The 20,390-nt window shown below is 42.0% G+C and carries 22 protein-coding genes; 21 read left to right on the top strand and 1 reads right to left on the bottom strand.

Annotated elements, in window-relative coordinates:
* Positions 1-137: 137 nt before the first annotated feature.
* Positions 138-1,109 carry an asparaginase gene (locus ON01_RS09670; RefSeq protein WP_010530838.1) on the bottom strand — a complete coding sequence of 324 codons (972 nt, stop codon included), beginning with the start codon at positions 1,107-1,109 and terminating at the stop codon, positions 138-140.
* Between the two features lie 204 nt (positions 1,110-1,313).
* Between ON01_RS09670 and prsW the strand changes: the two genes are divergently transcribed.
* The 21 genes from prsW (at position 1,314) to aroB (ending at position 20,382) form a co-directional block, all read left to right on the top strand.
* Entirely contained in the window at positions 1,314-1,979 is a 666-nt protein-coding gene (gene prsW / locus ON01_RS09665; protein WP_010530837.1) for a glutamic-type intramembrane protease PrsW, read from the top strand.
* Positions 1,980-2,137: 158 nt separating this feature from the next.
* Complete coding sequence (sleB, locus tag ON01_RS09660) at positions 2,138-2,986, top strand: spore cortex-lytic enzyme (RefSeq protein ID WP_010530836.1); 849 nt, start codon at positions 2,138-2,140, stop codon at positions 2,984-2,986.
* 15 nt (positions 2,987-3,001) lie between these two features.
* Positions 3,002-4,357, top strand: coding sequence for a germination protein YpeB (ypeB, locus tag ON01_RS09655; protein ID WP_010530835.1), 1,356 nt, complete (start codon positions 3,002-3,004; stop codon positions 4,355-4,357).
* A 312-nt stretch (positions 4,358-4,669) separates the two neighbouring features.
* Positions 4,670-5,374, top strand: a complete 705-nt coding sequence (gene cmk, locus ON01_RS09650) for a (d)CMP kinase (RefSeq protein ID WP_010530834.1) — start codon at positions 4,670-4,672, stop codon at positions 5,372-5,374.
* Entirely contained in the window at positions 5,361-5,966 is a 606-nt protein-coding gene (locus ON01_RS09645; RefSeq protein WP_010530833.1) for a lysophospholipid acyltransferase family protein, read from the top strand. Before cmk ends, ON01_RS09645 begins: the two co-directional genes overlap by 14 nt.
* Positions 5,967-6,039: 73 nt before the next feature.
* Entirely contained in the window at positions 6,040-7,170 is a 1,131-nt protein-coding gene (gene rpsA, locus ON01_RS09640; protein ID WP_010530832.1) for a 30S ribosomal protein S1, read from the top strand.
* 221 nt (positions 7,171-7,391) lie between these two features.
* Positions 7,392-8,009 carry a YphA family membrane protein gene (locus ON01_RS09635; protein ID WP_010530831.1) on the top strand — a complete coding sequence of 206 codons (618 nt, stop codon included), beginning with the start codon at positions 7,392-7,394 and terminating at the stop codon, positions 8,007-8,009.
* Between the two features lie 221 nt (positions 8,010-8,230).
* The gene (gene der, locus ON01_RS09630) at positions 8,231-9,541 is read left to right on the top strand and encodes a ribosome biogenesis GTPase Der (RefSeq protein ID WP_010530830.1); all 1,311 of its coding nucleotides are present in this window, start codon (positions 8,231-8,233) and stop codon (positions 9,539-9,541) included.
* Positions 9,542-9,553: 12 nt separating this feature from the next.
* The gene (locus tag ON01_RS09625) at positions 9,554-10,591 is read left to right on the top strand and encodes an NAD(P)H-dependent glycerol-3-phosphate dehydrogenase (protein ID WP_010530829.1); all 1,038 of its coding nucleotides are present in this window, start codon (positions 9,554-9,556) and stop codon (positions 10,589-10,591) included.
* Positions 10,592-10,650: 59 nt separating this feature from the next.
* Positions 10,651-10,911, top strand: a complete 261-nt coding sequence (locus ON01_RS09620; RefSeq protein ID WP_010530828.1) for a stage VI sporulation protein F — start codon at positions 10,651-10,653, stop codon at positions 10,909-10,911.
* Positions 10,912-11,110: 199 nt separating this feature from the next.
* Complete coding sequence (locus ON01_RS09615) at positions 11,111-11,308, top strand: DUF2768 family protein (RefSeq protein ID WP_010530827.1); 198 nt, start codon at positions 11,111-11,113, stop codon at positions 11,306-11,308.
* Positions 11,309-11,321: 13 nt separating this feature from the next.
* Positions 11,322-12,050, top strand: a complete 729-nt coding sequence (locus tag ON01_RS09610) for a hypothetical protein (protein WP_010530826.1) — start codon at positions 11,322-11,324, stop codon at positions 12,048-12,050.
* 198 nt (positions 12,051-12,248) lie between these two features.
* Complete coding sequence (gene spoIVA, locus ON01_RS09605) at positions 12,249-13,727, top strand: stage IV sporulation protein A (protein WP_010530825.1); 1,479 nt, start codon at positions 12,249-12,251, stop codon at positions 13,725-13,727.
* Positions 13,728-14,090: 363 nt separating this feature from the next.
* Positions 14,091-14,363, top strand: coding sequence for an HU family DNA-binding protein (locus tag ON01_RS09600; protein ID WP_010530824.1), 273 nt, complete (start codon positions 14,091-14,093; stop codon positions 14,361-14,363).
* 216 nt (positions 14,364-14,579) lie between these two features.
* On the top strand, positions 14,580-14,792 hold the full coding sequence (gene mtrB / locus ON01_RS09595) for a trp RNA-binding attenuation protein MtrB (RefSeq protein WP_010530823.1): 213 nt from the start codon (positions 14,580-14,582) through the stop codon (positions 14,790-14,792).
* A 103-nt stretch (positions 14,793-14,895) separates the two neighbouring features.
* The gene (locus ON01_RS09590) at positions 14,896-15,684 is read left to right on the top strand and encodes a heptaprenyl diphosphate synthase component 1 (RefSeq protein WP_050901115.1); all 789 of its coding nucleotides are present in this window, start codon (positions 14,896-14,898) and stop codon (positions 15,682-15,684) included.
* A gap of 3 nt (positions 15,685-15,687) precedes the next feature.
* Positions 15,688-16,395, top strand: coding sequence for a demethylmenaquinone methyltransferase (locus ON01_RS09585; RefSeq protein WP_010530821.1), 708 nt, complete (start codon positions 15,688-15,690; stop codon positions 16,393-16,395).
* Positions 16,396-16,413: 18 nt separating this feature from the next.
* Positions 16,414-17,385, top strand: a complete 972-nt coding sequence (gene hepT / locus ON01_RS09580; protein WP_010530820.1) for a heptaprenyl diphosphate synthase component II — start codon at positions 16,414-16,416, stop codon at positions 17,383-17,385.
* Positions 17,386-17,464: 79 nt separating this feature from the next.
* Complete coding sequence (gene ndk / locus ON01_RS09575) at positions 17,465-17,911, top strand: nucleoside-diphosphate kinase (protein ID WP_010530819.1); 447 nt, start codon at positions 17,465-17,467, stop codon at positions 17,909-17,911.
* 219 nt (positions 17,912-18,130) lie between these two features.
* Positions 18,131-19,303: a chorismate synthase gene (gene aroC / locus ON01_RS09570; protein ID WP_010530818.1), complete on the top strand. Its 1,173-nt coding sequence runs from the start codon at positions 18,131-18,133 to the stop codon at positions 19,301-19,303.
* A complete protein-coding gene (gene aroB / locus ON01_RS09565) occupies positions 19,303-20,382 on the top strand; it encodes a 3-dehydroquinate synthase (protein ID WP_029329074.1) in 1,080 nt (359 codons plus the stop codon). The genes aroC and aroB overlap by 1 nt, the downstream gene beginning before the upstream one ends.
* Positions 20,383-20,390: the final 8 nt, after the last annotated feature.

The raw sequence follows: 20,390 nt of genomic DNA, 5'->3' as shown, positions 1-20,390 counted from the left end.
TGCGTCAGCACGCGGAGGCTCACCAGCCGCCCACGGAAAGCGAAGTGTATTTCCGAAGCGACGTTATTCCACTCAACCTTTACGTCGCAGTTTATGGATTTTGTGTTCAAAACGATATCTTTAAGAAGCACCCACAATCAATAATTTTTCTCGAACATTTCTTTTAATTTTTCCTTATCTGTGGTGGTCTCCAATGCGACTAATAATTTAAGTCGTGCTTTCGGACCCGTTAAACCGTCAGCGAATATGACGCCCATATTCATAAGCTGTTTACCACCGCCGTCATATGCGTATGTTGGCTGTACAATCCCCTTATAACATCTCGATACCAGTATAACGGGTATGTTATCCTCGATATATCGCTGTAGGGATGGCAGCGTCTGTTTAGGTAAGTTTCCCTGACCCAATGCCTCCAGAACAAGGCCGTCGGGTGCTGCTTGGCGAATAGCGTCCAGAATTTCAACATCCATTCCCGCGTATGCTTTTAACATAGACACGTTTTGGGTGATTTTGCTTACAGGCCACGCATCCCTTGTCAAAATGGTATGGTAGAAGATGATGGATTCTTTAGTGACAATGCCAATTGGTCCGTGTTGCGGACTTTGAAAAGTTGCCACGTTGCTGGTCGATGTTTTTGTCACATTTCGTGCTGTGTGTATTTCATCGTTCATCACAACCAACACACCTTTATTCCAAGCATCATCGCTTGTTGCTGTCCGTAATGAGCTTATCAGATTGTAAAGGGCGTCAGATCCAATTTCATTTGCGGATCGCATGGCGCCGGTGATGATAATCGGTTTTTCCGTTTCTGAAATCAGATCAAGGAAATAGGCTGTCTCTTCCAGAGTATCCGTTCCATGTGTAATCACAAACCCATCGTATTCATTCACTTTCTCATGAATGATGGCAGCCAGCCGCAGCATGTGCTGTGGTGCTATTTGCGGCGATGGTATAGAAAACGGCGTGATTTCATCAACGTGTGCGTAATGTCCAAACCAGTGTGTCAACTCCGATAACGGGTGCTTATCCGCTGTCGTGACTTCACCTGTCTGTTTGTCCTCAAGCATTGATATGGTTCCGCCAGTATGAATAATGAGTATACGTTTCAAAGCAATCACCTTCCGTTCATCAGGATTTTAATTTTTGCATCAGCATGGTATGATAAAGTGAAACTTCATTCAGTGTGACGCTCTTTCCCACTGAATGTTATTTAAACCAATCGGGCATTTATGGACAGTTAGCCACCGTTTTTGTGGAGTTATTGACCATTAGATGCGGTATGATTTCAATAAAGTGTGGAAGAGGTTTTAAAAATGCTTGCTCTGTTTTCAGCGGGTATTGCACCTGCATTTACATTAATGGCGTTTTTTTATTTAAAAGATCGTTTTACTGAACCATTTTCATTAATGGTTAAAACTTTTTTATTCGGTGCCTTGCTTGTGTTTCCAATCATGTTTATTCAATATGGGTTCTCAGCTGAAAACTTAAATGGGAGCAATTTTGTTCAATCTTTTTTCATATCAGGACTGCTGGAAGAATTTTTTAAATGGTTTGTGTTTATATACATCATTTTTCACCACACAGATTTTGATGCGCATTATGATGGTATTGTCTATGCGGTTTCCATAAGCCTGGGGTTTGCCACGGTTGAAAATATTCTATACTTGTTTACTAATGGAATTGAATATGCATTTTCTAGAGCATTATTTCCAGTGTCATCCCATGCATTATTTGGTGTGATGATGGGCTACCATTTTGGCAAGGCTAAAATAGGCGTTGCTCATAAAAACCGGCATATTATACTTGCTTTACTGGTGCCATTCCTTTTACATGGCTCCTACAATTATATTCTTAACACCATTACAAGCGATTGGTTAATTTTACTGATCCCGTTTATGATTGGGCTATGGTTTACGGCCCTGCACCGCATGAAAACCGCAAATCAATCCATTATACAAAAAAAGAAAATGCAAGCCTGATATCCTTTGTATCCACGTGATATAAAGGATTTTTATTTGCTGCTGTTGTTTTTGCTGACTGCAGTCAAAGGATTTTCTAAAAATATTCCTGATGAATAAAATAGCTGTTTCGTAAAAAAATAGGTTCAATATGATAATGCTTAGCAGGAGGCAACGATATGACCTATAAAAAAAGGATCCTATTTATCATTATATGTTTTATAGCAATTGGACTGCAAACACCACATTCTATAAAACAGGTTAGCGCTTTTACTGATCAAGTCATCCAGCATGGTGCTGTTGGTGAAGATGTGATTGAGCTGCAGGCAAGATTGCAATATCTCGGCTTCTATAATGGAAATATTGATGGTGTTTTCGGATGGGGGACATATTGGGCTCTGCGGAATTTCCAATATGAATTCGGAATGGAAGTTGATGGTCTTGCCGGAGCTGAAACGAAGAAAAAACTGGCTGACGCAAGTGAATATCACAAGGAATATGTACAGAATCAAATAAACCAGGGAAATGATTTTACGCATTATGGGGGAGTCGAGAACTCCAAACAGTCTGAATCAAGTAACGGCGGCAACAACAATCAAAATTCCGGAAATCATGATGCCAATAATGATAATGCTAAAGCCGAACCGACAGCCGTTAATGTGCCTCAAGGATATTCACAAAATGATATTCAATTAATGGCCAATGCTGTTAATGGAGAGGCGAGAGGTGAGCCGTATGTCGGGCAAGTTGCCGTGGCTGCGGTCATTTTGAACCGTGTCGAGAGCCCGTCATTCCCTAATTCAGTTTCAGGGGTTATTTTTGAGCCAAGAGCTTTCACTGCCGTAGCTGACGGACAAATCTGGCTGGAGCCGAGTAAGAAGTCCAGAGATGCAGTTCTTGACGCCATTAATGGATGGGATCCTTCAGGCAACGCTATTTATTACTTTAACCCGAATACCGCTACGTCGGATTGGATCTGGTCAAGGCCACAAATAAAAAAAATTGGAAAACATATATTCGCTAAATAGGAAGGAGTGATACAAATGGTACGTTGGATTTTAATCGGAGTTCTTACCTTGGGAATAGCCGGTGTAGGCTTTTGGGGATACCAGGAACATCAGGAAAAAAATGCGGTTTTAATACAAGCTGAAAATAATTATCAAAGGGCGTTTCATGAACTATCTTACCATATGGATTTGATGCATGATAAGATCGGTACAGCTCTGGCCATGAACTCAAGAGAGTCGCTCTCGCCACAGCTGACGGAAATCTGGAGATTGACATCGGAGGCAGCTTCCAATGTAGGGCAGCTCCCATTGACATTGATGCCATTTAACAAAACCGAAGAATTTCTTTCAAATATAGGTGATTTTACTTATCGTACAGCTGTAAGAGATCTGCAGAAAAAACCACTGAACGACAAAGAGATTAAAACGCTGCAGAGTTTGTACGAACAATCCGGTGATTTGAAAGATGAACTCAGAAGCGTTCAACATACTGTACTGGATGAAAACCTGCGGTGGATGGACGTGCAGTTAGCGTTAGCAACTCAGGATGAACAATCTGATAACACAATTGTCGATGGATTTAGAACGGTGGAGGAGAAAGTTGAAGGTTTCGCCGAAAGCAACGTGGACTCCGCGTTAACAGGAACTTCGGCAGAGGAGCATAAATATCAAAACCTAACCGGCGAAAAGATTGATAAAGAAACAGCAGCAAAAAGAGGTCAGGAGTTTCTCAATGTCAATAATACTGACAACCTGACTGTAACGGAAAGTGGCGATGGGGCAGATGTACCGATATACAGCATTTCACATCAAAATGGTAATAAGAATGGCTACCTTGATATAACGAAGCAGGGGGGGCATCCGCTGACATTGTTGGTTAACCGCCAAGTAAAGGAACAGAAACTCAGTCTGAATCAGGGACTGGAAAAGGCAAAAGAATACCTTGATCAATATAATTTTGAAGATATGGAGGTATTTACCAGTAATCAGTTTGGCAATACCGGTGTTTATTCTTTTCTTTATAATCAGGATGGTGTACGGATCTATTCTGATGCAATTGAGCTGAAAGTAGCACTGGATAACGGCGAACTACTTGGACTGACAGCGAGAAATTACTTTATGAACCACAAAAAACGGGACATCCCTAAACCGAAACTTTCGATTGATGAAGCTAAAGAAAAAGTAAATCCGGATGTACAGATTAATGAACAGTATATGGCCGTAATTGATAATGATGTCGGTGAAGAAGTATTGGTATATGAGTTTCTCGGAGTGCTTGACAACGAAACATACCGCATATTCATAAATGCGAAAGACGGAACGGAAGAGAAAGTGGAAAAACTGGATGGCACCGAGATTAATTATGCATCCGCCTCACAGGGAAGGGCTTAGCTCCTTCCCTTTTTTGCTTGTTACATCGGTATCGGAGGGACCGAAACGAGGTAACATCTTTTTAGGAAACCTGGCTTATCACGAGGCTTGTATGAAGGAGAGCCTTCACTGCTAATAAGCCATTAACCTATAGCACAAATTTTACATAAACAGACAATATCAGAGGGTTGAATATCAGTAGAACTTTTTTTATGATGTATGTTATTATTTTATATGTAGGATTACATAGATGAATTATGAATCAGTTATTATGATTGGTTGCTCCCTTTAAAACTTGCACCACTCATTTTGTGAGAGGAATGAATGACAGTAATGAATACAAATGCAATCGCGATAGCAATCGATGGCCCGGCAGCAGCAGGAAAAAGCACCGTTTCCAGGATTGTCGCAAAGAAACTTTCTTTTATTTATATTGACACCGGGGCGATGTACCGGGCATTAACATTTAAAGCACTGCAGGAGCAAATTCCGCTGGATGATGAACAGAAACTTGCCGATCTTTTGAGCAGCATCAGCATAGAACTTGCACAAGGCAAAGAACAACAGCATGTTCTGATTGATGGCGATGATGTGACACAAGACATCCGGTCTGAGACTGTGACCAACAATGTATCCTATACTGCCAAACATTCGAGTGTGCGCAAGGAGATGGTCAAACGTCAGCAAAGCTTGGCTAAAAGACGGGGCGTTGTAATGGATGGCCGTGATATAGGGACCCAAGTCCTGCCCGATGCGGAAGTGAAAATCTTTTTACAGGCCTCAGCGGAGGAACGGGCAAAGCGCAGATATGAGGAAAATGTCAAAAAAGGGTTTTTTCCCGATTTTGAGAAATTAAAACGGGAAATCGAGGAGAGGGACCGGATTGATTCAAAACGGGAGGTCGCGCCATTAATTAAAGCTGACGATGCAATTGAGTTGGATACCACCAATTTATCAATCGATGAGGTCGCTGGATCCATTCTTAACGAGGTCGAAAAGGCATTGCCGAATAGAGGGAATTCTGATGAGTCTTTATAAGGTAGCCAAGTGGGCAGTGTCTGCTGTATTTTATCCTTTGTTTCGCATCCGGGTTATTGGCAAGAAAAATGTTCCAAAAGACGGTCCAGTAATCATCTGTTCAAATCATACTTCCAACCTTGATCCCCCTGTCGTTGGGATTACGTCACCCCGGGATATTTATTTTATGGCAAAAGGTGAGTTGTTTGAAAAGCCGTTTTTGCGCAAGCTACTGACAGGTATTCAGGCATTTCCGGTGAAAAGGGGGATAAGTGACAGGAACGCATTGCGCAAGGGACTCAAAATTCTCGAACAGGGAAATACGCTGGGTCTGTTCCCGGAAGGAACCCGGAGCAAGACAGGTCAGCTGGGCAAACCATTGGCCGGGGCCGGTTTTTTTGCGTTAAGATCGAGCGCCACAATTATCCCGTGTGCGATTATTGGCTCGTACAAGCCCGGAAGCAGACTGACGGTAATTTACGGAGAGGCAGTGGATATGCAGTCTTATCGTGATTCAAAAGCATCCGCAAAAGAGGCGGCAGATGCAATTATGACAGAAATCGGAAATTTGATTGAAAATCATCATTCCCAGCATGCTTCGCTTGACAAATAATTATAAATATTAGAAGTTATAAAAAAGGGAATTTATATTTTTTGTTGTTATGTATTTTAAGGAGGGCTATGGTATGAATGAATCCAGCAATGGAATAACGCAATTGAATATAGGAGATATTGTCACAGGAACGGTCCTAAAAGTGGAAGATAGACAGGTTCTTGTCGATATTGGCTACAAAACGGAAGGTATTGTTCCGATTGGTGAACTGTCAAGTCTTCATATTGAGAAGGCGGGGGACGCTGTTGAAGAAGGCGACTCGCTGAGCCTGTATGTCAAAAAACTGGACGATGATGAAGTCATTCTGTCCAAAAAGGCAGTCGATGCTGAACAAGCTTGGGAAACCCTTGAAGAAAAGTATCAAAGCGGTGAAGTATTTGAAACAGAAATAAAAGAAGTCGTTAAGGGAGGCCTTGTCGCTGATGTAGGCGTGCGCGGGTTTATTCCGGCTTCACTCGTTGAAACTTATTATGTTGATGATTTCTCCGGCTACTTAAACAAGCCGCTTGCTGTTAAGATTGTTGATCTGGACAGAGAGCAAAATCGTATCATCCTGTCCCATAAAGCTGTTGTTCAGGATGAGATGAATGCGAAAAAACATGAGGTTCTTCAATCGCTTGAAGAAGGACAAGTACTTGAAGGCACCGTTCAGCGTCTGACTAATTTTGGCGTTTTTGTTAACCTTGGCGGCATTGATGGTCTGGTACACATCTCACAACTGGCACATGAGCATGTTGAAAAAGCTTCAGATGTTGTTGCAGAGGGTGACACGATCAGCGTGGAAGTGCTTTCCATTGACAGGGATAATGAACGCATATCCTTGTCACGAAAGAAAACACTTCCTGGTCCATGGGCAAATATCGAAGACCGTGTATCACGGGGAGACGTTCTTGAGGGCAAAGTAAAACGGCTTGTTAATTTTGGTGCATTTGTTGAGGTCTTCCCTGGCGTTGAAGGATTGGTTCACATCTCGCAAATTGCCAACCGTCATATCGGAACACCTCAGGAAGTACTTGAAATCGGTCAGGAAATTAATGTGAAAGTGTTGGATGTTAACGAGCAGGAAGAGCGGATCTCACTAAGCATAAAAGAATTAGAACAGGAAAAAGAAGCATCCGATGTGAAACAATATGAAAAGGACGATGATCAGTCAGGATTCCAGATCGGTGACTTTATCGGAGACGAACTTGACAAATATAAGTAACATTATGACTAAGGCTCTTTCCTCGTTGGAGAGAGCTTTTTTGTCAGTTAAGAAAGTAATAATGCTTTCTTACTGCATAAGTGCAACTAAGTCCTTCGCTAATAAATCTTGACGATAAGCCAAGTTTTCTAACAGTAGAGTCTGGGGCGTATAGCCCCCTGCCATAACATTTGTTTAAATCAATGAAAAAGTAGCCATAATGTTAGTGGCAGGTGAGGTTAATGAACAGTGGGCTTCTTTTTTATTGGTTCGCGTGGATCTTATGGATTATCATTACTTTTTTTATGAAGAAAAGCAAATACAGAACACTGCTGGCATGTTGGCTGTTGCTGCTGATTATAGGTTCTTCTGTCAATTTATCGATTGACTTTCTGGAACTGTCATTAAGCTACCTGGTGATATTCTCAGGAGCCGTTATTTTACACGCTAACATTTCCGGAAAGTTCTTTCATGTCTTTGTTTCATTCACAATAACCATCGGCTATACGGCCATGCTTATCTGGGTGAACCATCTGCCGATCGAACATTTTTTCCCGCCTACATTGATCATTTCATGTTTTCTTTTTCTTCTGACCGTGATTATGGCAACCGGGTTCTGGAACAGGTTAGCATGTCTTTTCCTTGGCATGACAGCCGGTGAATTACTTTACACTGTAATCATTGCCAATTACTCAATACCGGAGGTGGCTGGTGATAAACGCTTTCTCGATGCAGTTATTGTGGTAGCGGTGTCAGTCGTATGTTATGACTTTATTCTTGGTTTGATGCAAAAAATAGTAGGCAGACTCCGAAAATCCATCACTAGAACAACCCCCCTTTTCAGGAAACAGGCCCAATAATAATTGTGGTCAGGCCATTCTTTTGCTAGAATTAGTAAAGTGAAACTTCATTCAGTGGGGGGTGTTTTTCCCCACTGAATGTTAGTTGAACCGAATCGGACATTTAGGGACAGTTAGCCGCCGTCATTTGACGGTTACTGAGCTGTATATGTCGGGAGACGAAAGTGTTAAAAGATTAATTAAATAGAATATGAGCGAGAAACAGGAAGGATGTTCCTTTCATGCGAAAATCCGTTGTAGCAATTGTTGGAAGACCAAACGTAGGAAAATCAACCATATTCAACCGACTGGTCGGTGAACGAATTTCGATTGTAGAGGACACTCCCGGTGTGACACGTGACCGGGTTTATGCAGAGGCTGAATGGCTGACAACAACGTTCAATGTCATTGATACAGGCGGCATTGAAATGAGTGATGAACCGTTGCTTGTCCAAATGCGTCAGCAGGCGGAGATAGCGATTGATGAAGCAGATGTGATTATCTTTTTACTGAATGGACGTGAAGGCATAACTGCCGCTGATGAAGAAGTGGCAAAAATCTTATATAAATCCAATAAACCAGTCGCCCTCGCCGTGAATAAAATCGATAATCCGGGAATGCGCGATGAAATTTATGAGTACTATGCGTTAGGATTCGGAGAACCATACCCCATTTCCGGAGCACATGGTCTTGGGCTTGGTGACCTGCTGGATGCGGTAGTCGGATATTTTCCGGAAATACACGATCCGGAACCTGATGACGACACGATTTACTTTAGTGTAATCGGCAGACCCAATGTCGGGAAATCCTCGCTTGTTAATGCGATGTTAAATGAGGAACGTGTCATTGTAAGTGAGCAGGAAGGAACAACAAGGGACGCGGTTGATACATATCTGCACAAAGATGATCAGGACTTTGTCATCATCGATACAGCCGGTATGCGAAAGCGCGGTAAGGTTTACGAAGCAACCGAAAAATATAGTGTACTGCGTGCATTAAAGGCGATTGAACGTTCAGATGTCGTCCTGGTTTTAATCGATGCCGAAACAGGTATAAGAGAACAGGATAAAAAAATTGCCGGCTATGCACATGAAGCAGGGCGGAGTATCATCATCGTCGTTAACAAATGGGATACAGTCGAAACAGATGAAAAGACGATGAAAGAATTTGAACAAAAAGTCAGGGCGGGTTTTCAGTATTTGGATTATGCTCCAATTGTTTTCCTGTCAGCCAAAACCAGAAAAAGATTACATACGTTGATCCCTGCCATTAAAACAGCCAGTGAAAACCATACAAAACGCGTACCGACAAACGTGTTGAACGACGTTATCATGGATGCACTGGCAGTGAACCCGACACCATCAGTTAAGGGAAAACGCCTAAAAGTCTTATACACTACGCAGGTCGCTGTCAAACCGCCAAGTTTTGTTGTGTTTGTTAATGATCCTGATTTAATGCATTTTTCATATAAGCGGTTTTTGGAAAACCGGATAAGGGATGCGTTTGGATTTGTGGGCACACCGATTAACATTTTTGCCCGAAAACGGCAATAAGGAGGAACACCATTGACTAAAGTAGCAGTATTAGGCGCCGGAAGCTGGGGGACTGCGTTAAGCATTGTGCTAGCCGATAACGGACACGATGTCAGACTTTGGACACATCGACATGAACAAGCTGAGGCAATTAACCGGACACACAAAAATGAACAATATCTTGATGCGGGTATCCCTGAACAGATCAAAGCTTTCCATTCAATGGAAAAAGCAATTAGTGATGTTTCCGCCATTGTTATCGTCGTACCAACAAAGGCAATCCGCGAAGTCTGTTCCGAGCTTGATAAAACGCTGAAAAATCCTGTAACCATTGTTCATGCAACAAAAGGTATTGAACCGGAATCATTAAAAAGAGTCTCGCAGATAATTGGCGAGGAAATGACCGATTATGATTATGAGGATGTCGTAGTGCTATCAGGACCAAGCCATGCAGAAGAAGTTGGCAAACGACAGCCAACAACGGTAACTGTTTCGTCCATTAACAGCCAAAATGCTGCATTTGCCCAGGATTTGTTCATTAATGAATCATTTCGGGTTTACACAAGCAATGATATGGTTGGAATTGAGCTTGGTGGCGCATTAAAAAATATTATTGCATTGGGTGCAGGTATTTCCGATGGCTTGGGATACGGTGATAATGCCAAAGCAGCTCTTATCACAAGAGGTCTAGCTGAAATAGCCAGGCTGGGGGCCTCGCTTGGAGCAAGCCCGCTGACATTTCTGGGTCTGCCGGGTGTCGGTGATCTGATTGTTACATGTACAAGCCCTCACAGCCGGAATTGGCGCGCAGGCAACCTTCTAGGAAAAGGAGAAAAACTGGATGAGGTTCTCGAACAAATGGGGATGGTTGTTGAAGGTGTGCGTACAACCAAAGCAGCTTACCAGTTCGCCAGTGACCAGCAGATTGAAATGCCAATCACTGAAGGGCTATATGAAATTCTTTTCAATGATAAGAAGCCCAAAGATGTAGTCGAACAATTAATGAGCCGGGACAAACGGGATGAAATGGACGATATCGCTTCATTCCTGCGTGCTAGTTACGCGAAATAACACTTAATCGCCTGCCTTGCATATAATATGTTGAAATGATTATGCAAGGAGGCGAGCATGTGAGTAAATTTCAAGACAATCTGTTCGATAAGGTTCAGCAGAATTCGGATATCAGCCCAAACGAAATCCACAAAGTGGCAGACTCTGTAAAAAATGCTGACTTTTCGGATGAAAAGACAGTCAGAAATCTGGTCCGACGGTTGTCAAAACTAGCGAACCAACCCATTTCCAAAGCAAAAGAAGACAAAATTGTGGAATCAATCACGAAGAATAATATGCCAGTAGATATGCAGACGCTGAACAAAATGTTTAAAAAGTAAGATAACTGGGCAAGTGAGGATACATTGATTCGTATGCTCGCATAAAATAAATCGCACAAGCATTCATGGATAGAGTTGCTGTGGGTATTATTTAGTCATTCCGGGATGAAGCCAGCCCCCTTCATCCTGGATTTTTTATGTCTTTGCTCCGTCTCATATGTTATAATAATGCGTGTATGTTTAAATAGGAGTGAATGTTATGTCCGAAAGCATGCTGAATATGTGGATCTCATTCGGTGGCATGGGACTATTGCTTCTGGCGATGGGACTCATATTGCTTAGCAGGTATAAATTAAAAGGCGTCCTCTCAGCGATTGTAACGCTTCTGGCGTATTTATCACTAATCATTGGCGCCATTATCATTTTGTATATCGTTTTTAGCGGCCCGACCGCATAGGAGGGTTAGGGTGATGAAGAATACATACATCAGGCTGCTCTGGCCATTATTAATGGTAATTCTGTTGACCGGCTGCCTTTTTCCAGATAGCGAATTATCGAAAAATGCACAGCCGAATCAATCGCAGCTGAAAAAAGTACAATCAGCAGTGAATCAATACCATGAACAGAACCAAGGACTGCTGCCGATTCGAACCAAGTCCAGTGATACGCCCGTGTTTCGAAAATATTTAATTGATTTCCAGGCGTTGAAAGAACAGAACATTATGACCGAAATTCCCGGTACTGCCTATCAAAACGGGGGGATTTATCAGTATTCCATTATCACACCGGAAGATGATCCACGCGTGAAACTGATTGATTTGCGTATATCGGACGCCATCAGGGAAGTTGCTGTAAAACTTAATGTTTATCGCAACGAACATATTTATCCCCCGTTCGGCGAAGAAATAGCTGATGGTATTTTCCGGATAGATCATGAAAAACTGGGGCTCGAATCCCCGCCTCATGTTGAAAGTCCGTATTCCAAGGAAAACCTTCCAATCATAATGGATACAGAGGGCAATCTTTATGTTGATTACCGTATCGATTTAACCAGTGCTCTTGACGAGTATGAGCATAACTTTAACGAAGGAGATGACATTCGGTACCTGTTAGCGGAAAACACACCGTTTGTGCCGGCCTATTCGCTACCATATACCCTCAGGGACGGGGAGCCCGTTTTTGATACATCATCAAAATAAAATAAATCATCATAATAAATCCCTTGTGACATATATTGTGTTGCAAGGGATTTATTTCATTTTATAAACGTTTTATATCTTTTTGCCTCTTTCAGGAATAATTAAGTCATAATTTGATAGGACAACATCATAGACTTGTAATGTCAATAATACGTAGGGTGTTTTTGATTCTTGAAAAGGAGATTGGGAGGGGATCATTTGGAGAGAGTTGATATTTTCAATGATATTTCAAAACGGACGAATGGAGATATTTATCTTGGTATTGTAGGAGCTGTCCGGACCGGAAAATCAACTTTTATTAAGCATTTCATGGAGTTAGGCGTTCTGCCGAACATTGCAGATGAAAGTGAACGCGGCAGAGCTCAGGACGAACTACCGCAAAGTGCAGCCGGAAAGACAATTATGACAACTGAGCCTAAATTTATTCCAAATCAGTCAGTATCAATGCATGTTGATGAAGGGCTTGATGTCAACGTCCGTCTGGTGGATTGCGTCGGGTATGCTGTTGAAAGTGCCAAAGGGTTTGAGGATGAAAATGGGCCGAGAATGATTAATACACCATGGTATGAAGACCCGATACCTTTCCATGATGCGGCTGAAATCGGAACAAGAAAAGTTATTCAGGAGCATTCAACCATCGGTGTCGTTGTCACGACTGATGGAACGTTCGGGGAGATAGCACGGGCAGATTATCAGGAACCGGAAGAAAAGATCGTGGAAGAAATGAAAGAAGTCGGCAAGCCATTTATTTTGGTTATCAACTCAGCACGGCCGACAAGTCAGGAAACAGAACTATTGCGCCAGGAACTAGCGGAGGAATATGACATCCCGGTCGTGGCAATGAATGTAGAAACAATGACTGAACATGATGTTTACAATGTCATGCGTGAAGCTCTATATGAATTCCCGGTGCTGGAAGTTAATGTGAATCTTCCAAGCTGGGTAATGGTGCTTAATGAGGAACATTGGCTGCAGCGCAACTATCAGGATGCGATCCAGTCGACTGTGAAGAACATAAGACGGCTCAGGGATGTTGACCACATAGTAGACCATTTCGCCGATTACGACTATATCGATAAAGCAAATATAGCTGGAATTGAAATGGGGGACGGGATAGCAGAAATAGACTTGCATGCTCCGGATTACTTGTATGACGAAGTGCTGAAAGAAATCGTCGGTGAAGAGATCAGGGGGAAAGACCATTTGCTAGAGCTTATGCAGAACTTTGCGCATGCCAAGCGCGAGTATGACCAAGTAGCAGGGGCCCTGCAAATGGTTAAACAGACCGGTTATGGTATTGCAGCACCTACACTGGAGGATATGAAATTGGATGAACCGGAAATCATCCGCCAGGGCTCCCGGTTTGGTGTCAGACTTAAAGCCATTGCCCCGTCCATTCATATGGTAAAAGTTGAAGTTGAGTCTGAATTTGCGCCTATTATTGGCACTGAAAAACAAAGCGAAGAATTAGTAAGATATTTAATGCAGGACTTTGAAGAAGACCCATTGTCCATATGGGAATCAGACATTTTTGGAAGGTCATTGAGCTCAATTGTCAGAGAAGGTATTCAAGCGAAGATCTCATTGATGCCGGAAAATGCAAGATACAAATTAAAAGATACACTGGAACGGATTATCAACGAAGGATCCGGCGGGTTAATAGCCATTATTTTATAGCAGCTATACATAGTTGCTATTTTTTTGTTTTATTAATGGGGAGAAAAATATAATTTTTTTCTCTCAGAGGCAGGAGAATAGGCTTTTATGTCGTATATCATAATAAGGATATTGTAGCATTAATCTTCAAACTGTTCAGACTATAATCACCACATTTATCGGGGATTATAGCCAAAAATGAACAAAAACCCGATAAATTAGGCATTTATTGTTGAATTTTGTTCCAATGTCGGTTAATATAAGCCTTGTCATCAATCAATTTGGTGACATTAGGTATAAAAAAAGGCAATTCGGGAACAAATGAGAGTAAGTTAACAATTTGTTCCAATGTCGTAAAAGACACTTCGGGAGGAGGTGAATGTCATGAATAAAACAGACTTGGTAAACGCTGTTGCAGAAAAAAGCGACCTTTCCAAAAAAGATGCTACAAAAGCTGTAGATGCAGTTTTCGAATCTGTCATGGATTCACTTAAACAAGGTGAAAAAGTACAACTTATTGGCTTTGGGAACTTTGAAGTACGCGAGCGTTCTGAACGTAAAGGACGTAACCCGCAAACAGGGGAAGAAATTAAAATTCCTGCAAGCAAGGTTCCTGCATTCAAACCAGGGAAAGCCCTTAAAGAAAGTGTTAAATAATATTTTCTTACATAGGGCTTATAGCAAAAGGGCACGTGATTGCGTGCTCTTTTTTTGGCAGTTAAGAAAGTACAAATACTTTCTTAACTGCATATTCACCATTAAAGCTTAGCGACAAGCTGCGTTTCCCAGCAATGTACATAGATGGATATTTTTCCAATTTCAAATTTATATTCGAAGAGATCGCTAAACCTATTCGGAAAGGAGTATTTGCCGTTGGAGCAGAATGATTTTTTTGTGATCAAGGCTTTAGAGGATGGTGTCAATGTTATCGGATTAACCAGGGGTTCGGATACCCGATTCCATCATTCAGAAAAATTGGATGAAAATGAAGTGATGATTGCACAATTCACGGAGCATACCTCAGCTGTTAAAGTCAGGGGAAAAGCTGTTATACAGACCAGTCATGGCGAAATGAGCAATGATTAACGGATAATGCGCAAGCTTAGCTTTATAGTTACGGAACACACACAGATTATGCTATAATAGCAGTATGATTTCTGAAATGGATGAAAGGGTACAGGTGGTTGTTTTGCAAACATCCAACATTGAAATAGATAAGCTTAAGGCATTAATAAAAGAAAAAATGCATCATGCCTATATCGAACAATATGTAAAGACACCTGCTTTAAATGAGGATAAATTACATGTTTTAACCTTCATTTTAAATAATACCTCTTTACCGGAATATAAAAAGGAAAGATATATCGTTACGGCAATGCTTATCCAGATGGCACTGGATACACATGATTCAGTTCAAAATTCAGATGATATTCTGCCGGAAGAAAACGATGAAAAATCAAAACAATTAGCCGTGCTGGCAGGAGACTATTATAGTGGCTTATATTACTTTCTTCTTTCAGAAATTGAAGAAGTCAGAATGATTCAGGTACTGGCCACGGCCATTACAGATATTAACGAATGCAAAATGCAATTATATTATAAAGATATCTCTTCAGCTGAAACGTTTATCCATGTTTTTAAACAGGTAGAAACGCTTCTGATTACCCGGATTGCGGCATTTGCAGGAGAGTCCATCATCAGTGGCATTGCAGCGGAATGGTTAATTACGAAACGATTAATCAATGCTAGGAATTCCGCCGGGGATTCGGGACTTGAAGCGGCTTTGGGAACCTGGGCTGCACAATTCCCGGCAAACAGCCATAAGGAAGCTCTGGATGCCATTGAATCATTCATCCGAAAGGAATCATCAAACCTTGGGGATAGTCTTGCTCATTTTCCGGCACATCTTTCATCTATCAGAAGCTGGATGAGGAGTGCCATAAAAGAAAATAATAGTTCAATGGCGGAAGAAGGGTAATCTATGCAGCAGCAATCTAAAGAGGAACGGGTTCATAACGTTTTTGAAAAAATATACGGTCAATACGATTCCATGAATTCAATCATTTCGTTTCAGCGTCATAAAGCATGGCGCAAGGATGTCATGAAGCGTATGGCTGTTGAAGAAGGTTCTGCGGCACTTGATGTATGTTGCGGAACCGGTGACTGGTCGATTTCACTCGCTGAAGCAGTTGGCAGCAGCGGAAAGGTTATCGGCCTTGATTTCAGCAATAATATGTTGTCGGTCGCCGAGAAGAAAAATGAATCCCTGCAATACAAACAGCTGTCTTTTCTCCAGGGGAATGCAATGAAGCTGCCATTCGATGACAACACATTCGACTATGTTACAATCGGGTTTGGTTTACGTAATGTTCCTGACTACATGACGGTGTTAGAAGAAATGTACCGGGTCGTAAAGCCCGGAGGCAAAGCAGTATGTCTTGAAACATCACAGCCGACACTGATTGGATTCCGTCAGGGCTACTATTTGTATTTCCGCTTTATTATGCCTTTATTAGGAAAAATGTTTGCCAAAAGCTATGAGGAATATGCCTGGCTGCACGAGTCAGCAAAAAATTTCCCCAATAAACAAAAACTGAAGCAAATGTTTTATTCAGCCGGTTTTTCCCGGGTAAGCGTAAAACAATATACAGGCGGTGTGGCTGCCATGCATATGGGTACAAAAGAATGACGATAAAAGGTGACATGCATGAAACTAACGAAAACATACGGGCATCTAAAAAAAGAACTGGATATAATTGAACATGCTTTAACTGAGGCAATTCAATCCGATCACGATATATTACGTGAATCTTCCACAAGGTTGCTGCAGGCAGGGGGAAAAAGAATCCGCCCTGTTTTTGTCTTGTTATGCGGACAGCTTGGAAATTTCGATATTGACCGGACAAAGACAGTTGCTGTATCACTTGAACTGATACATATGGCATCACTGGTGCATGATGATGTGATTGACGATGCCCCTTTGCGCCGCGGAAAACCTACTATCAAACAGTTATATGGCAACCGCGTTGCGATGTATACCGGTGATTTCATTTTAGCCCGGGCGCTTGAAAATATTACAACACTCTCAAATCCGGCTGCACATCGCGTACTCTCCAAAACGATGGTTCAACTCTCTGCAGGTGAGATTGAGCAGATCAGAGATAAGTATAATTGGGATCAGAATTTGCGTGATTATTTGCGAAGAATTAAACGAAAGACCGCCTTATTAATCGCCACCAGCTGTAAACTGGGTGCAATTGCTTCAGATACACCGGCGGAAAACGCCCAAAGATTATTCCGTTATGGCTATTACATCGGGATGTCTTATCAGATCATCGATGATATCCTTGATTTCACAGCGTCTGAGACCGAATTGGGCAAACCAGCCGGAAATGACCTCCTGCAGGGGAATGTTACACTTCCTGTTCTGTTTGCTATGAAAGATACGTCATTTTACACGCGCTTAATGGATACGTTTTCTAATCCGGAGCAAGTAAATGAGCGCGATATGGGTCAGATAATTGTAGAACTGAAGAAAACCGATGCGATCCAGCAATCATACCGTATCAGTGATCATTATTTGCAAAAAGCATTAAAAGAACTGGATGGAATACCGGATTATAAGGCAAAACATACACTTCAGAGTATCGCAAAGTATATTGGCAGGAGACGATCATAGATTGATTGTTATTCAGGTGAATATTTGTTAAAATTTTAACGGTTGACAAAAGAAAATACATACAAAAGAGGTGCAGAGAATGGAACAAACATTTCTAATGGTAAAACCGGATGGTGTCCAGCGTAATTTAACAGGTGAAATTGTAAACCGTTTTGAACGAAAGGGTTTTAAACTGACAGGTGCTAAATTAATGCAAATAACTGATGAATTGGCTAAAACGCACTATGGGGAACATAAGGACAAGCCATTTTTCGGTGAATTAGTCGAATTTATCACATCAGGACCAGTATTTGCCATGGTCTGGGAAGGTGAAAATGTTATTTCTATAGCCCGTGACATGATGGGGAAAACAAACCCGCTTGAAGCAGCACCCGGAACGATCCGTGGTGATTATGGCATGACAGTAGGAAAAAATATTATCCATGGTTCCGATTCGCCTGAAAGCGCAGAAAAGGAAATCGGTCTGTTTTTCAACAGCAAGGAAATCGTGACTTATACCAAACAGGACAGTGAGTGGATTTATTAAAACATAGCCATTCCAACAACAACTTTTATAGAAGATTCATTAGAACCTCCGTTTTTAAGAACGGGGGCTTTTGTGTATCGGGGCACATAACAGTATCAGTTTTTACATACTTTGACCCTATCAAATTTCAAAATTTCTTAAAGTGCAACAAAAAATAGTCAATTTATGATATAGTAATACAAATAATTAAAGAATGAATTTTGTAAAGGAGGATGTTCCATGCGTTATCTGACAGCAGGAGAATCACATGGCAAGCAATTAACAACAGTAATTGAAGGTATCCCAGCCAATATGCCTTTGCTGCAGGATGATATTAATCATTCACTGCGCCGGAGACAAAAAGGTCATGGCCGCGGTAAACGGATGCAAATCGAGAAAGACATGGCTGAAATTACCAGCGGGGTTCGGCATGGTTACACACTCGGATCACCAATTTCATTGGTTATACATAATGATGATTTCAAACATTGGGTGGATATAATGGGAGAACATCCGATTGAAGAAGGAGCCGACAGGAAATTAAGAAGGACTGTATCACGGCCCAGACCGGGACATGCTGATCTCAATGGCGCATTAAAATACGGCCATCGGGATATGCGCAATGTGCTGGAACGTTCTTCGGCAAGAGAAACAGCCGCCCGGGTAGCTGCCGGAGCTGTTGCTAAAACACTGCTGAGACATCTAGGTATTCAGGTCTCCGGTTATGTCAAAGAAATAGGTGGTATCATTGCTGGCGACCAGCCTGACTTGACAATGACAGAACGGCAGCAGTTGTCTGAAGAATCGCCGGTCCGTACATTGGATAAAGAGGTCGAGCAGGACATGATGGACGCCATCGATCAGGCTAAAAAAGATGGTGATTCCATTGGCGGTGTTGCGGAGGTATTTGTTGAAGGGGTCCCGGCAGGTCTTGGATCATATGTCCAGTACGACCGGAAACTTGACAGCAGGATAGCAGGAAGTGTCATCAGCATCAACGCTTTTAAAGGCGTCGAGTTCGGACTCGGATTTGAAGCAGCGCGGAAAAATGGCAGTGAAGTGCACGATGAAATTGCCTGGGATGAAACGGAGGGATACTACCGGAAAACAAATCGTCTCGGCGGGTTTGAAGGCGGCATGACTACCGGAATGCCTATTGTCGTTAAAGGTGTCATGAAGCCGATACCTACACTTTATAAACCGCTCCAAAGTGTTGACATCGAATCAAAAGAACCATTCAACGCAAGCATTGAACGGTCAGATTCCTGTGCAGTACCAGCGGCGTCAGTTGTCATGGAACATATTGTCGCCTTTGAAGTAGCAAAAGCCATCACCGAACAATTTCCAAGTGATCAGTTTCCAAAACTTAAGCAGGCAATTGACAATTATCGGGAAGAAATAAGGTGCTTCTGATGGAAGAAACTAATATTACGGCAGCATCTCATTCTTATCCTGTTTATATCGGGGAAAATCTTCGGCACGAAATATGCCGGTATTTGCCTAAGTCCTATTCATCCATTTTAATCATTACAGATGAAACGGTTGCTGCCCGTTATTTGCCGGATGTCGAGAAAAGTCTGTCAAAGGAAACTGTTTTTTCCCATGTGATTCCGGCGGGAGAGAGAGCCAAAAGCATTAATACGTTTTATCAGCTGCATACAAAAGCAATTGAGTATGGCCTTGATAGACAGTCGGTTATGATCGCACTTGGAGGCGGGGTTGTCGGCGACGTCGCAGGTTTTGCTGCTGCTACATTCATGCGGGGGATCGACTTCATTCAAATGCCGACAACAATCCTTGCTCATGACAGCAGTGTAGGCGGAAAAGTCGCCATCAATCATGAACAGGGAAAAAACCTGATCGGCAGCTTTCATGCTCCCGCTGCTGTGATCTATGATGTTCAGACCCTTCATACATTGCCTGATCATGAAATCAGATCCGGTTATGCAGAACTGCTGAAAGAAGCCTTGCTGGCGGATGAGGACTTATATCATTCATTAATCAAGGATGATCTTTCCGCACTATCCAGTCAGGACCTTTCCGGCAAATTACTTAGAGGCATCGACATCAAAGCCGGAATTGTGGAGGTCGATGAGCGTGAATCAGGTATCCGAAAGCATCTTAATCTCGGCCACACATTGGGACATGCTCTGGAGTCACTACAAGGGTATGGATACCGAACACATGGGGAATCAGTAGCACTGGGGATGCTGTTTGCTTTCAGGGTAAGTAAAAAAGCATTTTCCGCGGAACTCCCGTATGAACAGTTGGTTTCCTGGCTTAAACAAAATGGGTATCCACTAAATATACCTGATATAGAGCCGGAGGATATACTGTTAAAAATGAAAAAAGATAAAAAAACATTACGCACTACAATTCAAATGGTACTTTTAGAAGATATGACCAAACCAGCGTTAATGGAAATAAGCGATGAAGATTTATTGGAATATTTGTATGACTTTCAAAAAGAACTTGCACAAAATCATTCATAAGGGGCGGT

Origin of the sequence: Lentibacillus jeotgali (genome assembly GCF_000224785.1) — a bacterium.
Lineage (GTDB): Bacteria > Bacillota > Bacilli > Bacillales > Amphibacillaceae > Lentibacillus > Lentibacillus jeotgali.
The sequence above is the reverse complement of the archived record's forward strand: the minus strand, read 5'-3'. Positions and strand labels throughout refer to the sequence as shown.

Coding starts and splice junctions, on each gene's coding strand:
- ON01_RS09610 (WP_010530826.1), top strand. CDS start 11,322: ATGAAGAATACATACATCAGGCTGCTCTGGCCATTATTAATGGTAATT.
- der (WP_010530830.1), top strand. CDS start 8,231: ATGCGAAAATCCGTTGTAGCAATTGTTGGAAGACCAAACGTAGGAAAA.
- rpsA (WP_010530832.1), top strand. CDS start 6,040: ATGAATGAATCCAGCAATGGAATAACGCAATTGAATATAGGAGATATT.
- ON01_RS09635 (WP_010530831.1), top strand. CDS start 7,392: ATGAACAGTGGGCTTCTTTTTTATTGGTTCGCGTGGATCTTATGGATT.
- ON01_RS09585 (WP_010530821.1), top strand. CDS start 15,688: ATGCAGCAGCAATCTAAAGAGGAACGGGTTCATAACGTTTTTGAAAAA.
- sleB (WP_010530836.1), top strand. CDS start 2,138: ATGACCTATAAAAAAAGGATCCTATTTATCATTATATGTTTTATAGCA.
- ypeB (WP_010530835.1), top strand. CDS start 3,002: ATGGTACGTTGGATTTTAATCGGAGTTCTTACCTTGGGAATAGCCGGT.
- ON01_RS09600 (WP_010530824.1), top strand. CDS start 14,091: ATGAATAAAACAGACTTGGTAAACGCTGTTGCAGAAAAAAGCGACCTT.
- ON01_RS09645 (WP_010530833.1), top strand. CDS start 5,361: ATGAGTCTTTATAAGGTAGCCAAGTGGGCAGTGTCTGCTGTATTTTAT.
- hepT (WP_010530820.1), top strand. CDS start 16,414: ATGAAACTAACGAAAACATACGGGCATCTAAAAAAAGAACTGGATATA.
- ON01_RS09615 (WP_010530827.1), top strand. CDS start 11,111: ATGTCCGAAAGCATGCTGAATATGTGGATCTCATTCGGTGGCATGGGA.
- aroC (WP_010530818.1), top strand. CDS start 18,131: ATGCGTTATCTGACAGCAGGAGAATCACATGGCAAGCAATTAACAACA.
- ndk (WP_010530819.1), top strand. CDS start 17,465: ATGGAACAAACATTTCTAATGGTAAAACCGGATGGTGTCCAGCGTAAT.
- cmk (WP_010530834.1), top strand. CDS start 4,670: ATGAATACAAATGCAATCGCGATAGCAATCGATGGCCCGGCAGCAGCA.
- prsW (WP_010530837.1), top strand. CDS start 1,314: ATGCTTGCTCTGTTTTCAGCGGGTATTGCACCTGCATTTACATTAATG.
- aroB (WP_029329074.1), top strand. CDS start 19,303: ATGGAAGAAACTAATATTACGGCAGCATCTCATTCTTATCCTGTTTAT.